13 protein-coding genes are annotated in these 17,875 nt (G+C 68.2%); 8 read left to right on the top strand and 5 right to left on the bottom strand.

What is annotated here, in order from left to right; translation table 11 throughout:
- Nucleotides 1–160: 160 nt before the first annotated feature.
- Both ACAM42_RS08495 and ACAM42_RS08490 read left to right on the top strand, forming a co-directional pair.
- Nucleotides 161–3,277: a metallophosphoesterase gene (locus ACAM42_RS08495; RefSeq protein WP_369631724.1), complete on the top strand. Its 3,117-nt coding sequence runs from the start codon at nucleotides 161–163 to the stop codon at nucleotides 3,275–3,277.
- A gap of 5 nt (nucleotides 3,278–3,282) precedes the next feature.
- A complete protein-coding gene (locus ACAM42_RS08490) occupies nucleotides 3,283–4,533 on the top strand; it encodes a hypothetical protein (protein WP_369631723.1) in 1,251 nt (416 codons plus the stop codon).
- A 14-nt stretch (nucleotides 4,534–4,547) separates the two neighbouring features.
- Here ACAM42_RS08490 and ACAM42_RS08485 read toward each other — a convergent pair whose 3' ends face one another.
- Nucleotides 4,548–6,071: an MFS transporter gene (locus tag ACAM42_RS08485; protein ID WP_369631722.1), complete on the bottom strand. Its 1,524-nt coding sequence runs from the start codon at nucleotides 6,069–6,071 to the stop codon at nucleotides 4,548–4,550.
- Between the two features lie 128 nt (nucleotides 6,072–6,199).
- Here ACAM42_RS08485 and ACAM42_RS08480 point away from each other — a divergent pair, with 128 nt between their 5' ends.
- Nucleotides 6,200–7,120: a LysR family transcriptional regulator gene (locus tag ACAM42_RS08480; RefSeq protein ID WP_369632743.1), complete on the top strand. Its 921-nt coding sequence runs from the start codon at nucleotides 6,200–6,202 to the stop codon at nucleotides 7,118–7,120.
- A 21-nt stretch (nucleotides 7,121–7,141) separates the two neighbouring features.
- On the opposite strand, the gene ACAM42_RS08475 is transcribed toward ACAM42_RS08480, so the two are convergent.
- The 3 genes from ACAM42_RS08475 to selD form a co-directional block, all read right to left on the bottom strand.
- Nucleotides 7,142–8,626, bottom strand: coding sequence for an AAA family ATPase (locus ACAM42_RS08475; protein WP_369631721.1), 1,485 nt, complete (start codon nucleotides 8,624–8,626; stop codon nucleotides 7,142–7,144).
- A gap of 106 nt (nucleotides 8,627–8,732) precedes the next feature.
- A complete protein-coding gene (locus ACAM42_RS08470) occupies nucleotides 8,733–11,249 on the bottom strand; it encodes an ABC transporter permease (RefSeq protein ID WP_139700252.1) in 2,517 nt (838 codons plus the stop codon).
- 157 nt (nucleotides 11,250–11,406) lie between these two features.
- Complete coding sequence (gene selD, locus ACAM42_RS08465) at nucleotides 11,407–12,486, bottom strand: selenide, water dikinase SelD (RefSeq protein ID WP_369631720.1); 1,080 nt, start codon at nucleotides 12,484–12,486, stop codon at nucleotides 11,407–11,409.
- A 111-nt stretch (nucleotides 12,487–12,597) separates the two neighbouring features.
- Here selD and ACAM42_RS08460 point away from each other — a divergent pair, with 111 nt between their 5' ends.
- Genes ACAM42_RS08460 through mnmH form a run of 5 tightly spaced genes read left to right on the top strand, consistent with a single transcriptional unit; the run spans nucleotide 12,598 to nucleotide 17,029 of the window.
- Nucleotides 12,598–13,461, top strand: a complete 864-nt coding sequence (locus ACAM42_RS08460; protein ID WP_307586223.1) for a putative selenate ABC transporter substrate-binding protein — start codon at nucleotides 12,598–12,600, stop codon at nucleotides 13,459–13,461.
- Nucleotides 13,462–13,474: 13 nt separating this feature from the next.
- Nucleotides 13,475–14,299 (top strand): phosphonate ABC transporter ATP-binding protein, encoded by an 825-nt coding sequence (locus tag ACAM42_RS08455; RefSeq protein WP_369631719.1) that lies wholly within the window; start codon nucleotides 13,475–13,477, stop codon nucleotides 14,297–14,299.
- Entirely contained in the window at nucleotides 14,296–15,132 is an 837-nt protein-coding gene (locus ACAM42_RS08450) for a PhnE/PtxC family ABC transporter permease (RefSeq protein ID WP_369631718.1), read from the top strand. The genes ACAM42_RS08455 and ACAM42_RS08450 overlap by 4 nt, the downstream gene beginning before the upstream one ends.
- Complete coding sequence (gene phnE, locus ACAM42_RS08445) at nucleotides 15,129–15,926, top strand: phosphonate ABC transporter, permease protein PhnE (protein WP_369631717.1); 798 nt, start codon at nucleotides 15,129–15,131, stop codon at nucleotides 15,924–15,926. Before ACAM42_RS08450 ends, phnE begins: the two co-directional genes overlap by 4 nt.
- 35 nt (nucleotides 15,927–15,961) lie before the next feature.
- Nucleotides 15,962–17,029 (top strand): tRNA 2-selenouridine(34) synthase MnmH, encoded by a 1,068-nt coding sequence (gene mnmH, locus ACAM42_RS08440; RefSeq protein ID WP_369631716.1) that lies wholly within the window; start codon nucleotides 15,962–15,964, stop codon nucleotides 17,027–17,029.
- Here mnmH and fdhD read toward each other — a convergent pair.
- A complete protein-coding gene (gene fdhD / locus ACAM42_RS08435) occupies nucleotides 16,966–17,871 on the bottom strand; it encodes a formate dehydrogenase accessory sulfurtransferase FdhD (RefSeq protein ID WP_369631715.1) in 906 nt (301 codons plus the stop codon). The genes mnmH and fdhD overlap by 64 nt on opposite strands.
- Nucleotides 17,872–17,875: the final 4 nt, after the last annotated feature.

Below are 17,875 nucleotides of genomic sequence, written 5' to 3'. Positions count from 1 at the left end.
CCCCATCAGATCAACGCAGTGATAGCCGAAGGCGAAGCCTGGGGATGCAACCGCAAACCGGTGTTCCTCATGGCTTTGCGACGCGCAGGCCCGAACGCTCCTTTCACCCAACTCCTCACCGGCCAACGCTTCAGCGCGTGGTCCCAGAACGCGGTAGCCCATGACCAACGAACCCCACACAGGCACCTCGGTGTGCGATTGCAGCGACCCGGCGCAAAAGGTGGCGGTGATTCTGTATCCGAGCCTGGGAGCCCCGCTGCTGATTGGCCCTGGCCAGAAGAAATGCAGCCTCTTCATCGCCACCGCATCGCTCGGCGTCGCCAACAACAACGGAGCCCGGGACACGCAGGACAAGCGCTCTCAGGTCATCCCCATGGACGGCGACAGCGAGAAAATCGCTGCCGCCACGGTGGCACGGCACCTGCGTCTCGTCGGGATGAAAGGTCCCAAGCCCGACGCCGACATCCAGTCCGGCGAACTCACCGGTGACGGCAAAGACTGCGCCACGGCCAAAAGTGCCATCAAAGTCTGGCGAGTCGCAAGGTTCGATGCAGGCGCGCTCATCTACAACCAGAAAGGCGAGGTGTTCGCCACCCTCAGCCCACAGGCAGTCAAGGCGTACACCGAATCGGGCTTCGCGGGAGGCTATGTGTATGAGGTCGAGCTTGAACTGGCCACGCTGAGCGTGCAGCCGGAGTCCGGCAGCTTCAAGAGCTTTGCATGGATGGTCGAACCCACTCAACAGCAAAAGGAGAACCTGCCCACGCTCTGCGCTGCCAGCACGGTGCACTCGCAGGATCTGCTGGTCGAATCCTTCCTCATCGCCCAGGTCGAAGACCTTCGCTACCGGCACCAAGCGGCCAATGCCACGAGCGCGCGCCAGGGCAAGGAAACCTGCCTGCTCGAATACGACGTCCCTCAGACCGCGCAGAAGGCCCGCACCCTGATCACGAACAGCGCCGAGCGCCTGGCCGCCTGGCACCCAGTCATCAAGCTGGCCGGCAACGAACCGCTCAATCTCGGACACCTGAGCGATGTGCACATCAACGTGCGACACAACGCGCTGGCCAAGTCGCCCGCGCGCGTCATCGAAGACGCGCAGTACACAAGCCTTCCGGTGGGCTCACGCGTGTGCAACAGCTTCAATGCGCTCAAGGAACTCTTCGACAAGATCGGTGCCGGCAAGAAGCCGGACACGGCCCTGCTGCTGACCGGTGACCTGATCGACTTCAATCGCAACATCGATCCCGCCCAAGTCCCTGATGGCATTGGTGAGCAATGGAAAAAGTTCAACGTGCTCAACAATGTCAACACACCTGGCCTGTACCCCCGCGGGCAGGACGACATGCTGGCCTTCAGCCTCGTGCGCTACGCCTACAACGAGCTGCTGCTGCCCGTGTTCATGACCAGCGGCAATCACGAGGCGTATTCGGTTCCCTACGGCATCAGCCCGCGCCTGAACGAATGGGCTGCCTCCATGGGCGTCATGGAGGACACCACCGACGCGCTGGGCGACAGCTACGGGCGCGATCGCCCCTTCACCGCAACCCGGACCGTGAACACCCCGCGCGGTGGCACGCACCAAGTCAGCACCATCGGCCTCAAGGCCGAGGTCGGGCGCAGGCTGGTCAACAAGAACAAGAACCTCGGCATCAAGGACCTGGAGACGTCCTACCTTGACTTCGACGGCGCCAGCAAGTGGAGCGCCAACATGCCCAACGAAGGCATCTCGGCCGACCACAACATGACCATCTACGAGACCACGCTGGCCTACGGTCCAACCTATGGTCAGGCGCTCACCGGAAACAACTACAAGGTGGACAACTACGATTGGTTCTACACGCTGTTCACTCCGCTGGAAGACATGCTGATCGCTCTGGGCGTCGAGCCTGACGAGAGCGGCCCCGCCACACAGGTGATTGCGGCGTTGGGTTGGGGCCAGGGCGAGAACTTCAAGAACATCGTCACGGGCGCGATCTTTACGTCCATCGACAAGCAAGGTGCAGGCATCCTGCCACGTGCACCGCAATCCTTCAGCACCAATCAGCTGCGATTGCTCGGTCAGGCACAACGCCATAAGCGCACCAGCCCCGGCGCGAGCCTCACGGTTGCGAGCCACTTCACCATCATCAATTACGACGAGCCCATTGCCTATTCGGCCAAGCCGCAAGACATGCGCTTCAGGCCCGCCAGCAACACCTACACGCTTCTGCCCGGAGGCCGGCCGGGCTTCAACACCGTGAACACCGGCACCTGCGAGATCAACCAGGACAAGTACTTCGAGCACTGCGTGCGAACCGAAGGCAGCGGCAATGCCGCCGATCGTAACGACGCACCCGCGGTGACGCCAGACACCATGGTCGACTGGCACTTCAGCGGCCACAGCCACCGCAGTGGCGTCTACACCGTGGCTTGGCGCCAGCCGGCCAGCGGGGGGCGGGTCATCGAGGTCACGAGTGCGATCGACCCCGGCATCCAGAAGGAGCAGAAAGCACCGGCGCGCCACCACACGCGCTTCATCGTCAGCAGCTGCGGCGGCCCCATTGGCCGGCAGAACCTCGATCACGAACTCGATGGCTGGACCCTGCGGCCACCCTCGGGCTCCTTGCTGGAACCGACCAGCGGGGTGATCAGGCAGGTCAGCACGCAACGCGCCAGCCGAAGCGCTGGCGCGCCGCTGAACGAGGTGCCTCGGCTTTGTGTGGCGTTGGACTACATGACGGTGATGAGCCGCAACAAGGACAAGAAGATCGAGACGCCTCTGGAATTTGAACCTGCCGACCTGAGTGCCGGGGGCGGGCGCGTGTCGGTGATGCTCAGTCGCACGATGGCGAAGCTGGAGTGCATTGCGGGGATGCGGATTTGGGCATTCGAGCAGATAGGGGTTGGCCCCCGAACGGTCAAACGTTGGCATATCCTGACGCCGACCTTTCACCCGGACGTCACGGGCCCATCGATCGAATTCACAGGCGATGACTTGAAAACTCTGCTCGGCGCCATCGATGCCAACGGCGGGGAAACGCTGGCACAAGGGTTTTGCGAAGTGCTGCTCAAGCAACCAAAGGTCGGCGAGAACGATTGGAGCAAGGACATCGACTGCACAGACGCATGGATGTTTCCACTCAGCGCGCGGGTGGGACCTTTCAGCTTTGGTGGGCGCTCGTGGACTTTCTCGAGGCCTCCCGAGGAACGCGGGGAAGTGCCGGACTGGGATTGGCTCTATAAAACATATGGCGAAAAATATCCAGAAGCCAAAGCGGTGATCAAAGGCAAGTAAGCCGTATGCAACGACGTGAATTTCTACTTGCCAGCACCTTTGCGGATGGGACCCTTTTTTCACGAACTTTGGCTATTGGAAATATGAGCAAGAAACGCAACATCAAGAGCTTTGGCAAGACCCTGGCCTACCTCCAAGACCCAAATCTTCGTGCGACGGAGACGGGCGATGCACGGCTCATAGTTGATAGCATGGAGATCACGGGCGAAAGCTTCGAAGGGAAGACATGGCGCAATGTCAGCTTCAAGAAATGCGATTTCATTGGAGCCTATGAAGTCAAGCTCGCTGCCATGGAGAACTGCACCTTCGAGGAGTGCAGATTCTCGGGAATTTTTGCATGGGGCATACAAAACGCCGTGTCCTTCATCAAATGCGGCATGGCCGGCGCTTCGCATCTATGGGGTGCAGAAGGCAGCACGGCAGTCACGTACCAGCAATGCACCCTTACTGGTACATCGGCAGATTCAAATCAGCAAGGAAGTGTTGGGACCTACGGCGAAGCCACCTTCATCGAGTGCAATGGCAAGTGGTTCGGTGTTTTTGGTCACTCGACCTTGCTCATCCACAAGTGTGAATTTGATTCAATGAATTGCTTGATAGATCCGCGTGAATCAAATGGTATCGCGCCCGATGTTGCAATCAGAAATTGCAAGCTACGCGGAAAATTCGACATGACCTCAAGCGTCCTGCAATCACTCACCGTTCGAGATACCGTGTTAGAAGAACTGAACCTCTCCAATGTCACGGTCAAGGAGGATGTGGTGATGGAGCGAGTCAAAGGAAACTTCATCCACGCGGGCGTAGCCGCTGCACGCAGCCTCACGGTCAGTAACTGCGAAATCCTGGGCAATGACCGAGGTGTCTCATTTCTCATGTCGATGGACGGTGCTCAGCAAGTCTTGCTTGAGCGCACCAACTTCGGCACTCAAATGACGTCAAAGGTCAACCTGGGACCAGGCCGCCCATTGCAAGCCAACGAATGGAGCGTCGTACCTTTGAACAAGTCAGCCGTCATACGAAATTGCACCTTTCCCATCATGGACGCCTCCTGGCTTGAAACGCAGCGCCTCCAAATCGAGGGCAACACGATAGGCAGTCTCAACGTCTCCAACGGTCGCATGGGCAAACTGGAGCTGCGCAGCAACACCATCGCTCGCTCGGTGGATTTCACCAACACGCAGGTCAAAGAAAGCAATGTGCAATCGTTCGCGAAGGGACAGGCCAAGCTCGAAGGCTCCAACATCAAGCTGAACTGAAGGCGGCGCCGCGCTCAGGACGTCGAGCAATTCAGTGCAGCCTCCGCGCCGTGCGACTCGACCTCCCCGCGCAGAAAAACGAACACCACCACCGCTGTCAACACCGTCACCCCGGCCAGCACACACAGCAGCGTTCCGAACGCCGCGCCATACGCGTGCAGCAGCCCCGCGCGATCCATGCCCGGCAACAAAGCCAGCGCCTGCGCCAGGTCGCCCGTCGCCACGCGCTGCGCCGCCTGCGACACCGCCACGGACGAAGGCGATGACGCCTTCAGCTGCAGCGCCACGAGCGCCGTGAGCCCCGCCCCCACCAATGCCAGCGCGATGCCCTCCCCCGCGACGCGCACGGTGTTGAAGATGCCCGACGCCATGCCCGCCCGCTCGCGCGGCACCACGCTCACGGCCAGGCCGTCCATCAGCCCCCAGGGCAGGCCGATGCCTGCGCCGATCAAGAGCAGCGGGCCCACGAGGCCGTGCAGCGACGTGCCCGGTGCGCAGCGGGCGAGCCACACGAGCCCCGCCGCGCACACCAGCAGCCCCACGGCCGAGATCACGCCTGCAGAGAAGCGGTGCGCGAGCCACGCCGCCAGCGTCGGCACGATGAGGATCGGCCCCGACAGCGCGAACATGAAGCCACCCGCCTCCAGCGCGCTGCGCCCTTCGAGCCCGATGAAGCGGATCGGCAGCAGCACCAGCAGCACGACAAAGCCATAGGCCGGCGCCGCGGCCAGCAGCTGCACGCCGACGAAGCGCGGAAAGCGGAACAGCGACAGGTCGAGCATCGGATGCGCCACGCGCCGCTCGATGGCGATGAAGGCCGCGCCCATGGCCAGCGCGCCGGCCAGCGCCGCGAGCACCCACGGGCTGCCCCAGCCGCTGTCGGGCGCCTGCAGCACGCCCAGCGTGAGCAGGCTCAGCGCGGCCGTGAAGCTCAACGTGCCCGGCACGTCCAGCCCCCTCGCCTGCGGGTTGCGCGACTCGCGCATGCGCGGCGCGGCCAGGCCCAGCGCGACGAGGCTCACGGCGCCGGGGCTCAGCATCACGGCGTGCCAGCCGACGGTGTCGGCCAGCCAGCCCGAGAGGATCGACCCGCACGACAGCCCCACGCCGAACGAGGTGCCGATGAGGCTGAACGCCCGCAGCCGCGCCGGCCCGTCGAACACCTGCGCCAGCGCCGCCGTGCCCGCCGCGAAGGCCGCCGCCGAACCCAGCCCCTGCACGGCGCGCGCGAGGTCGAAGGCGACGATGCCGGGCGCCAGCGTCAACAGCGCACTGCTCAGCGCCACCACCGCCAGGCCCAGCAGGAAGACGCGCTTGCGCCCGTAGGCATCGGCCAGTGCGCCGGCCGCCATCAGCGTGGCGCCGAAGCTCAGCATGAAGGCGTTGGTGACCCAGTTGAGTTGCACCGGCGTGCCGCCCAGCGTGTCGCGGATCGCGGGCAGCACCACGGCCGGGCCGGTGAAGCTCAGCGGCATGCCGAGCGCGGCCAGGCAGACGGCGGCGAGCAACCAGGCCTTGTTGGAATCGGGGGAGGACATCGGGAGGGCTTTCACGCGGGAGAAGGAAAAGGAAGGAAATGCGTGAAGCGAAGATAAAAAGGATTCAATGAAACGAAAATGGGCCCTCAGCTCCTCACACTGCCAACCCCAGGTTGCCAATCAAGCCCATGGACAGCTTCAGCGGACTCGAATCCTTCGTGCGGGCGGCCGACCTGCAGAGCTTTGCGCGGGCGGGCCGCGACCTGGGCATTTCGGCCTCGGCCGTGGGCAAGAACGTCGCGCGGCTCGAGGCGCAGATGGGCGTGCGGCTGTTCCACCGAACCACACGCCAAGTGCGGCTCACGGCCGAGGGCGCGATGTTCCACGAGCGCTGCCGCCGCATCCTCGACGAGCTCGGCGATGCGCGCGCCATGCTGCAGGACGCCGTCGCCACGCCGCGCGGCCGCCTGCGCGTGAGCCTGCCGACCATCGGCTACCGCTTTCTGCTGCCGATCCTGCCGGCGTTCAAGGCACGCTTTCCCGAGATCGAACTCGACCTCGACTTCAACGACCGGCTGGTCGACGTGGTGGCCGAGGGCGTCGACGTGGCCATCCGCAGCGGCGAGCTGGTCGATTCGCAGCTCGTGGCGCGCCGCCTCGGCCCGTTCAGCTTCGTGCTCGCGGCCTCTCCGGCCTACCTGGCACAACACGGCGTGCCGCAGGTGCCGGCCGACCTCGCCCGACACAGCTGCCTGCGCTACAAGTTCGTGACCGGCGGAAAGATCGAGGACTGGGACCTGCCCGGCCTGCCGCCCCAGCTGCCGCCGGGCCTGGTCTGCAACAACATGGAAGCCATGCTGGGTGCCGCCGTCGCGGGCCTGGGCATCGCGTACATGCCCGACTTCCTGGCGCGCGAAGCGCTGCGCCGCGGCGAGCTGCAGCGCGTGCTGGCCGCGCACCTCATGCGGCAGGGACAGTTCTCGGCGCTGTGGCCGTCGAGCCGGCAGTTGTCGCCGAAGGTGCGGGCGTTTGTCGACTTCGCGAGTGAACACATGTTCACTGCGACCGCCGGCGAAGAAGAGAAAGACAACCACCCGCCGCGCCGCTGAACGGCGGGCGGGGCGGGTGCGTCAGGCCGCGACCGCGAGGGCGGGCGCTTCGACCGGTTGCGGGGCTGGCGCAGCCACCACGGGGGCCGGCTGCGATTGCACGGGTGCACCCGTGCGGCCCCACAGTGCCGCCAGTGTGTCCAGCGGGAACAGCGTGCGTGCATCTTCCGGCGTCGCCGCGCGCACCGTGGTGCCTGCCACGTCGTCGATGTGGGCCGCGCGCACGGCGTCGGGGCGGTGCGCCGGCACCATGAACGGCGAGTGCGTGGTGTAGAGGATCTGGTGGCCGAAGTCGTTCTCCAGGTGCGCAAGCAGGTCGGCCTGCGAGCGCGCGTGCAGGTGCAGCCCGGGCTCGTCGAGCAGCAGCACGACCTCCCCGGATGCAACGCCCCGGGTGCCGGCGAAGAACGCGATGTAGAACGAGAAGAACCACTGGAAGCCGCGGCTGCGCTCGTCGAGGTTCACTTCGACTTCGTAGGCGCCGTTCGGGTCCGACACCAGCGTCTCCAGGTGCTGCCCGTCGAGGTTGAAGCGGATCTTGAGCGGGCGGTCCTTCCACAGCCGGCGGATCTCGGCGGTCACGACGGCACCGGCCCGGTTCACCAACTGATTGCGCGTCGCCAGATCGTTCTTCGCCAACAGGTCCTGCAGCTGCTGCGGATCAAGCCCCGCCACCTGGCACAGCTTCTCGAAATTGCGCTCGCCCGCCGTGCGCTCGCCCCAGCCCTTGCGCGTGAGGTATTCGGCGATGTTCTGGCGGCCGGGCAGCGAGGCGTAGTCCTCGACGTAGATGAAGCGCGGCAGTTTCTCCAGCACCCAGGCGCGGGCGCGGGCCAGCGCGGGCTGGTCGTTGTCGATCGTGCGCGCCAGCTCCTCGAGCTCGGTCAGCATCTGCGCCTGCTTGTCGGCGATCTCGGCGCCGGCCGTGGCCAGCGCCTGGCGCAGCGCCTGCAGCGCCAGCAGCGCGCCAGCCGACCACTTGACGAAGTCGGGGCTCGGGATCATGGCGGCGTCGAAGGCGTCGGCCTCCTGTTCGAGCGCGGCCTTCAACTCGTCGGCGACCTTCTCGGCCGCGGCCTTCACGGCGGGCACGATCTTGCGCACTTTGGCCTTGATGTCGCTCACGTCGATCGACAGCGGGCCCAGGCCCTCGAAGCCGGTCGTGCGCGTGGCGCCGTAGCCGCGCCCGGCCGTGACCTGGCGCACGCCGGCCGCGCGCGGCAGGATGGCGGCGAGCGCCAGTTGTTCGGAGGCGTCCAGGTCCCAGCGCGTGTGCACCACCGGGGTGTCGTCGGTGCATTCGTCCAGGCGGCGGTGCCGCGGAAAGTCCTTGATGGGGCTGAGTGCCGTGAGCCCGTCGGTCGGGTTCAGGCTGTGCAACGCGCGCAGCAGGTTCGACTTGCCGCTGTCATTTCGGCCGAGGATCGCTGTGATCTGGGAGGAATCGATGGAGCCGCTGTCGTGGATCGAGCGATAGTTGGTGATCTGGAATGACGCCAAGCGCATGCAGGAATTTCTCTTCTGAATTGAATACGGGGCCGGGGAATGTATTGCATCCCCGGCCCCGTCCTGCCGATCGCGAAAGAAAAAAACTGTACGGGCCTGCGCGGCCCTACTCGGCCGCGCGGCGCAGCGTGTCGACCACCGGCCGGCGCAGCACATCGCGCAGGCCCCACCACCCCGCCGCCAGCGCGAGCACCGCACCGGCCAGCGCGCCCGCCACCGGCACGAGCGGCGACGCGGTCCAGGTGAACTCGAACACGTAGCGCGCCAGCCCCCAGCCGATCACCGAGGCCACGATGCTCGCCAGGAAGCCCGCCAGCAGGCCAACGCCCACCAGCTCGGCGCGCTGCACCTGTCGCAGCAAGCTGGCGCGTGCGCCCACGGCGCGCATCACGGCGAACTCGCGCGCACGCTCCTCGCGGGTGGCGGTGACGGCGGCGAACAGCACCACCAGCCCGGCCGCCAGCGTGAAGCCGAACAAAAACTCGACCGCGCGCACCACCTGGTCGAGCACGCGCTGCACCTGGTTGATGGTGGCGCTCATGTCGACGTTGGTCACGTTGGGGAAGCTGCGCACCAGCGCGTTGTCGAAGCCGCGCGTCTCGGGCGCGCGGAAGGCGCCCATGTAGGTCACGGGCACGTCGGCCAGCGAGGCCACGGTGTACATCACGAAGAAATTGGCGTGCAGCGAGCCCCAGTCGACCTTGCGCAGCGAGGTGATGCGCGCGTCGTTCTGCATGCCGCCGATGTCGAAGCGCAAGGTGTCGCCCAGCTTCAGGCCCAGCGTCTGGGCCAGGCCTTCTTCCACGCTCACCTCGTTCTTCGCCTCGGGCGTCCAGGCGCCGGCGGTGACGCTGTTGTGCGCGGGCGCCTCGGTGCTGTTGCTCAGGTTGAACTCGCGGTCCACCAGGCGCTTGGCGCGGTCCTCGGTGTAGTCGTCGGGCGTCACGGGCTTGTCGTTGATCGCCACCAGCCGGCCGCGGATCATCGGGTACCAGTCGAACTTGGCGACGCCCGCATCGCGCAGCGTCTTCTGGAACGCCTCGCTCTGCTCGGGCATCACGTTGATGACGAAGCGGTTAGGCGCATCGGGCGGCGTGGCCTTGCGCCAGCTCGCCACGAGGTCGGTGCGCAGCAGCACGAGCAGCACCAGCGCCAGCAGGCCCACGGCCAGCGCGCTGACCTGCACCACGGCGTAGGCCGGGCGCGCCGAGATCTGCCGCGTGGCCAGCACCAGCCAGCGCGGCGCGGTGGTCTCGCTGACGCTGCGGCGCAGCACCTTCACAGCCAGCCAGCTCAGCAGCGCGAACACGGCCACGGCACCGGCAAAGCCGCCGACCGCAATGAGGCCCAGCTTGAGGTCGCTGCTGGCCGCCATCAGCAGCGCCGCGAAGCCCGCCACGCCGATGCCGAGCACAGCGAGCGATGCGGGCTTGAGCCCGCCCACGTCGCGACGGATCACGCGCAGCGGCGGCACGCGCGCCAGCTGCAGCACCGGCGGCAGGCCGAAGGCGAACAGCAGCGTGAGCCCCATGCCCAGGCCGAAGGCCACGGGCCACAGCGTGGCGGCGGGCAGGGCGGTCTCGACCAGCCCGGCCAGCAGCAGCACGAACACGTAGTGCACGGCGAAGCCGATGGCCACGCCGATCGCGCTGGCCACGGTGCCGATCACGGCGAACTCGAAGGCGTAGGCCGCGGCGATGGTGCGCTGGCTCTGGCCCAGCACGCGCAGCATGGCGCAGTCGTCCAGGTGGCTGGCCGCGAAGCCGCGCGCGGCCAGCGCCACGGCCACGGCCGACAGCAGCGCCGCAAGCAGCGCGACCAGGCTCAGGAATTTTTCGGCGCGGTCCAGGGTCTGGCGCATCTCGGGCCGGCCGCCCTCGAAGGAGTCGAGCCGCACGCCGCGCAGCTCGCCCTTCTTGATGGTGGCGTCGGCCCATTCGGTGAAGCGCTTCACGGCGGCGTCATCGCCCGCCACGGCGTAGCGGTAGCCCACGCGGCTGGCCGGCTGCACGAGGCCGGTGCGCGCCACGTCGGCCTGGTTGAGCATCACGCGCGGCGAGAAGCTCATGAAGCCCGCGCCCCGGTCGGGCTCGAGCGTGATCACGCGGCCCACGCGCAGGCCGGTGTCGCCCAGCAGCAGCGTGTCGCCGACCTTCAGGCCCAGCGAGTCGAGCAGCGAGGCATCGACCCAGACCTCGCCCGACGCCGGCACGTCGCGCGTCACCGCGCCTGCGCCCTCGGCCGTGGTCGCCGTCTGCAGGTTGCCGCGCAGCGGGTAGCCCGGCGTCACGGCCTTCAGGGCCACGAGCTTGCTGGCGCCGCCCTGGGCGTCTTCCGCTCGCGCCATGGTGGGAAAGCCGAAGGTGCCGGTGCCCGCAAGGCCCAGCGACTTCGCCTGTGCAATGAAAGTTTCGGGTGTCGGGTTGTCGCTCACGACCACCGCGTCGCCGCCCAGCAGCTGGCGCGCGTCGCGCTGCAGCCCGCCCTGCAATCGGTCGGCGAAGAAGCCGACCGCCGTGAGCGCGGCCACGGCCAGCACCACGGCCACGATCAAGAGGCGCAGCTCGCCGGCGCGCAGGTCGCGCCAGAGCGTGCGCCAGCCAAGGCGAAGGGAAGCGTTCATGGCGCGAACGATAGCCGACGCCTACCGGCACCGGCGGACTCAAGGGTTATTGGAAAGGGCCGCGGGGTGTTGCCCGCTGCGCGGACCTGTCGCACGATGCGAAAAAACGAAGGAGCGCGTGTCGATGACGACCCCACCCGCCCGGCGGCGCCCCGGCTCAGGGCAACACGACGAGACCCGGCGCGCCAGCTTCCACGCGGCCGATGACCGCCGCCTGCCCGAAGCCTTCGTTGCGGAAGATCTCCAGCACCGCCTCGACCGCCTCGGCCGCGCAGCTCACGAGCAGGCCGCCCGAGGTCTGCGGGTCGGTCATGAGCGCCTGCGCGGTGGCCGGCAGGCCCTCGTGCAATTGCACGTCGGCGCCGTAGCCCGCCCAGTTGCGGCCCGACGCGCCGGTGACCAGCCCGCCGCCGGCCATGGCGATCACGTTGTCGAGCAGCGGCACGCGCGACCACTCGACCACCGCCGCGAGCCCCGCGCCGCGCGCGAGTTCGAGCGCGTGGCCGGCCAGGCCGAAGCCGGTGACGTCGGTCAGCGCATGCACGCCGTCGAGTGCCGACAGCGCGATGCCGGGCGTGTTGAGCTTGGTCGTGTTCTCGATCAGCTGGCGGTAGCCGGCCTCGGACAGCTGCTGCTTCTTGAGCGCCGCCGACAGCACGCCCACGCCCAGCGGCTTGCCCAGCACCAGCACGTCGCCCGCCTGCGCGTCGGCGTTGCGCCGCACGCGCTTGGGGTGCACCAGCCCCATCGCGACCAGCCCGTAGATCGGCTCGACCGAATCGATGGTGTGGCCGCCCGCAATGGGAATGCCGGCCGCGCGGCACACGTCCTGCCCACCGCGCACGATCTCGGCGATGACTTCCACCGGCAGCTGGTTGATCGGCATGGCGACCAACGCCAGCGCCATGATCGGGCGCCCGCCCATCGCGTAGACGTCGCTGATCGCGTTGGTCGCGGCGATGCGGCCGAACTCGTAGGGGTCGTCCACGATGGGCATGAAGAAATCGGTGGTGGCGATCAGCGCCTGCTCGTCGTTGAGCCGGTAGACTGCCGCGTCGTCGGCGGTCTCGATGCCGACCATGAGCTCGGGCGGAATCAGCCCGCCCGCATGGTTCTTGAGGATCTGCGACAGCACGCCCGGCGCGATCTTGCAGCCGCAGCCGCCCCCGTGCGAGAAGCTGGTCAGCCGCAGCGGCGCCAACGGATTCAGGAGCTTGGAAGGTGCGGCTTCGATCATGGCGGCAGGTCGGTCGAATGGAACAAGCCGCGATTATCGAAGCCCGCACCGCCATCTGCCCGAGTGCCCCGACACACCCCTTTCTTTTTCCACTGAACGCGTCATCACACCATGCAAACGAAACAAACCGTGTCCCGGCTCGCCCTCGCGCTGGCCCTGTCCCTCACCGCCGTGGGCGCCTTCGCCCAGGGCGTGCTGCGCGTGTCGGCCATTCCCGACGAGGCGCCCACCGAGCTGCAGCGCAAGTTCACGCCGCTGGGCGACTACCTGAAGAAGGAAACCGGCATGGACGTGCAGTTCACGCCCGTGACCGACTACGCCGCCGTGGTCGAGGGCCTGGCGACGAACAAGATCGACATGGCGTGGCTGGGCGGCTTCACCTTCGTGCAGGCGCGCATCCGCACCAACGGCGGCGCGGTGCCGATCGTGCAGCGCGCGGAGGACGAGGTGTTCACCAGCAAGTTCATCGTGCCGATCGACAGCCCCGCCAAGACCCTGGCCGACCTGAAGGGCAAGACCTTCGCCTTCGGCGCGCCCTCGTCCACCTCGGGCAGCCTGATGCCGCGCTACTTCCTGCTGCAGGCCGGCATCAACCCCGAGAAGGACTTCAAGACGGTCGCGTTCTCGGGCGCGCACGACGCCACCGTGGCCTTCGTGGCCGCCTCGCGCGCCGAAGCGGGCGTGCTCAACGCCTCGGTGTGGGACAAGCTGGTCGAGGCCAAGAACCCCAACGCGGCCAAGGTGCGCGTGCTGGCCACCACGCCGACCTACTACGACTACAACTGGACCGTGCGCCCCGGCCTGGACGCCGCCGTGACGAAGAAGCTCACCGACGCCTTCCTGAAGCTGGACCCGGCCAACCCGGCGCACAAGGAGATCATGGCGCTGCAGCGTGCGAGCAAGTTCATTCCCACCAAGTCGTCGAACTACGACGGCATCGAGACGGCGGGCAAGTCGGCCGGCCTCATCAAGTGAGCGGAATGCGCGGATGAGTTTTTCGCTCGACAGCGCGGGCGTAGTGCACCCCAACGGCCAGCGCGCGCTGGCCGGGGTGACGCTGGCCGCGCGCGACGGCGAGCGCATCGCCGTCATCGGGCCTTCGGGCGCGGGCAAGACCACGCTGCTGCGCGTGCTCGGCGCGGCGCTGCGGCCCGGCGAAGGCCAGGTGCAGGCGCTGGGCCAGCACCCGTGGCGGCTGCCGGCGCGTGCGCTCAAGCAGCTGCGCGCGCGCATCGGCACCGTGCACCAGGCGCCGCCGATCGCGCCGCGCCTGCGCGTGGTCACGGCCGTGCTCGCGGGCCGGCTCGGCCAGTGGTCGACGGCGCGTGCGCTGGGTTCGCTCTTCTATCCGTCCGACATCGCGGGCGCGCACGCGGCGCTGGCCCGGCTCGCGCTCGAAGACCGGCTGTTCGAGCGCTGCGACCGCCTCTCGGGCGGCCAGTTGCAGCGCGTGGGCATCGCCCGCGTGCTGTACCAGCGCCCCGCACTGCTGCTGGCGGACGAGCCGGTGTCGGCGCTCGACCCCACGCTCGCGCATGCGGCCGTGGGCCAGCTGGTCGCGCAGAGCGAATCGACCGGCGCCACGCTGGTCGCGTCGCTGCACGCGGTCGATCTGGCACTGCGCTGGTTTCCGCGCATCGTGGGCATGCGCGACGGGCAGGTCGCCTTCGACCTGCCGGCCGCACAGGTGACGCCGGCGCTGCTCGAGGCGCTCTATGCGAGCGAAGGCGGCGTGGCGACGCAAGGGCCGCTGCCGGTCGCACCGGTGGCCGGCACCGCCGAACCGGCCTTCCATCGGCCGGACTGCCCGTGACGGCGACACTCGCCCGCCCTGCCCTGCGCGATCCGCACACGGGCCGCCGCCTGGCCGGCTGGCTCGCCGCGCTGGCCATCGCCTGGCCGGTGCTCGCGCTCTCCGAATTCAAGCCCTGGGCGCTTTTCGGCAGCGGCAACCTCGCCGTCATCGGCGGCTTTCTTGCGGGCTTCTTTCCGCCCGACAGCTCGCCCGCCTTTCTCGCGCTGCTCGCCAAGGCCACGCTCGAAACGCTGGCCATGGCCACGGCCGGCACGGCCATGGCGCTGGTGATCGGCGCGCCGCTGGGCTTCGTGACCACGCGCGCGCTGTCCATCTCGCGCATCGGGCCCGGCCCGGGCCGCGTGCAGGCCGGCATCGTCCGCCAAGCAGCGCGCTGGCTGCTGATGGTGCTGCGCGCCATTCCCGAGATCGTGTGGGCGCTGCTGTTCGTGCGCGCGCTCGGGCTCGGCCCCGCGGCCGGCGTGCTGGCGCTGGCCATCACCTACGGCGGCATGCTGGGCAAGGTCTACGCCGAGATCCTCGAATCGACCGACACGCGCCCCGCGCGCGCCCTGCTCGAAAGCGGCAGCGGCCGGCTCGCGGCGCTGTGCTACGGCCTGCTGCCGCACACGGCGCAGGAGCTGGCCTCGTACACCGTGTACCGCTGGGAATGCGCGGTGCGCGCCTCGGTGGTGATGGGCTTCGTGGGCGCGGGCGGCCTCGGGCAGCTGATGGACCAGTCGATGAAGATGCTCAACGGCGGCGAGGCCAGCAGCATCCTGCTGGTGTTTCTCGCGCTCGTGCTGCTGGCCGACATGCTGAGCAACGCGCTGCGAAAGCTCCTGGCATGACGACGCTTCCGCCTCGCCCTCCTTTGTGCCTGCGCTGCTGGCTCGCCGTGGCGCTGATCGCCGCGGCCGTGGTCGCGAGCTTCGTCTACCTGGGCATCGACTACGGCGCGCTGGGCTCGGCCGAATCGCTCCGGCTGATGGGCAAGTTCATCGCCGAGTTCTTCCCGCCCGACGTGTCGCCCGAGTTCCTGGCCAAGGTCGGCCACGGCGCGCTGCAGACGCTGGCCGTGTCGGCGCTGGGCACCGTGCTGGCCGCCGTGGCGGGCGCCGTGCTCGCGCTGCCGGCGTCGGGGCGCATCGGCGGGCCGCTGCGCCACGGCGCGCGCTTCGTGCTCAACTTCCTGCGCAGCGTGCCCGAGCTGGTATGGGCCGCGCTGATGGTGCTGGCCGCCGGCATCGGGCCGTTCGCGGGGGCACTGGCGCTGTCGCTGCACACGACCGGCGTGCTCGGCCGTCTCTTTGCCGAAGCGCTGGAGAACGCGCCGCGCGAGCCCGAGCAGGCGCTGGCGCTCTCGGGCGCCGGCCCGGTCGCCGCCTTCAGCTACGCCAGCCTGCCGATCGTTCTGCCGCAGTGGGTGGCCTACACGCTCTACCGCTGGGAAATGAACATCCGCATGGCGGCCGTGCTGGGCTTCGTGGGCGGCGGCGGGCTGGGCCAGCTGCTGTACTTCCACCTGTCGATCTTCCAGCAGCAGCAGGCGATGACGGTGCTGATCGCGATGTTCGTGCTGGTCACCTTTGTCGACTTGGCGAGTGCTCGCTTGCGAAAAGGCCTAGGTCCCGCCTACGCCTGAGTGGCCGACAATGGCGGCATGAGGTCCCTTCAGCCATGAGTCATCGCCAGCCCGTTCGGGTGGCCGACCGCCACGCCTTCGATTCGATCATCGACGCCCGCTCGCCCGCCGAGTTCGCGCTCGACCACATCCCCGGCGCCATCAACTGCCCCGTGCTCAACGACGAGGAGCGCCACATCGTCGGCACGGTCTACGTGCAGACCGGCGCCTTCGAGGCACGCCGCATCGGCGGTGCGATGGTGGCGGCCAACATCGCGACGCACCTGCGCGACACGCTGGCCGACCGGCCCGAGAAGTGGAAGCCGCTGGTCTACTGCTGGCGCGGTGGCATGCGCAGCGGCTCGATGGTCACGTGGCTGCGGCTCGTGGGCTGGGACGCGCAGCAGCTCGCGGGCGGCTACAAGAGCTTTCGCCGGCACGTGATCTCGCAGCTCGACGCGCTGACGCCGCAGCTCGACCTGCGCGTGGTGTGCGGCGCCACCGGCAGCGCCAAGACGCGCGTGCTGCACGCGCTGGCCGAACGCGGCGCGCAGGTGCTCGACCTGGAAGCCTTCGCCAACCACAAGGGCTCGCTGCTCGGCGCGCTGCCGGGCGTGCCGCAGCCTTCGCAGAAGCACTTCGAGACGCGCATCGCGACCGTGCTCGAAGCCATCGACCTCTCGCGCCCGCTGTATGTCGAGGGCGAGAGCGTGCGCATCGGGCGGCTGTCGCTGCCGCTGTCGCTGGTGGCGCAGATGCGCGCCGCGCCGTGCATCGAGGTGGAGGCCACGCCCGAGGCGCGGCTGGCCTACCTGCTGCGCGACTACGCCTACCTGGGCGACGACCGCGCGGCGCTCGCCGAGAAGATGGGCGTGCTCAAGGAACTGCAGGGCAAGGAAACGGTGACGCGCTGGCAGCAGTGGGCCCACGAGGCCGACCTGCCGCACCTGTTCGCCGAGCTGATGTCCTTGCACTACGACCCGCACTACCAGAAGTCGCAGGAGACGCACTTCCGCGCGTGGGCGAAACGCCAGCGCGTGGCGGCGTCCGACCTCTCGGATCAGGGCATCGAAGCCGTGGCCGACGCGGTGCTGGCGCTCGGCGCACCGAGCCCGTTGGCGTAAAGCACGCCGCGCGGCGCGCGGCACAGCCCCCAGAACCGCAGGCCGCTGAGCTCGGCCATGCGCACGCCCATTGCGGTCGGCGCCGAGATGGTCGCCATCGCCGCGATGCCCAGGCGCGCGCACTTGCGCACCAGCTCGTGGCTGCCGCGGCTGGACATCAGCACGAAGCCGGGCTCCTGCAGCCGATTCGCACGGGCCAGCGCGCCGAGCAGCTTGTCGAGCGCGTTGTGGCGGCCGACGTCTTCCATCAGGTCGGTGAGCTCGCCATCCACCGTGGCCCAGGCTGCTGCGTGGATCGCACCGGCTTCGGCGTTGAGCACCTGGCGCGGCGGCATGGCGGCGAAGGCGCGCAGCACGGTGGCCAGGTCGATGCGTTCGATCCAGTCGCGTGGCGGCACGCGCTGCGGCGACAGGTCGAGCCCCGCGAAGCTTTCGACGCCGCACACGCCGCAGCCGGTGCGGCCCGCGAGGCTGCGGCGCCGGTCCTTCAGGCGTTCGAAGCTGCGCGTGGAAACTTCGAGCTGCACCTCGATGCCGGGCATGCCCTCGGGCAGGCCCGCATCGAGGGCCTCGACCGTTCGCACGTCGATGCCGCGGCAGTCGGCGGCGCTGTCGAGGATGCCTTCGCTGAGCGCAAAGCCCAGCGCGAAGGCCTCGAGGTCCTGCGGCGTGGCCATCATCACCGCGTGCGAGACGCCGTTGAACACCAGCGCCACCGGCACCTCGGCGGCCAGCGTGTCGTCGCGCACCACGCCCTCGGGCGCGAGGCCACGCTCGCCGAAGACGTGCACGGCATGCCGTGCGAGCGGTGGCAGCGAGTCGGATTCGGGGGTGTTTTCCATGGCC

Origin of the sequence: Variovorax sp. V35 (assembly GCF_041154465.1) — a bacterium.
GTDB lineage: Bacteria > Pseudomonadota > Gammaproteobacteria > Burkholderiales > Burkholderiaceae_C > Variovorax > Variovorax boronicumulans.
This window is presented reverse-complemented; position numbering and strand designations above follow the sequence as displayed.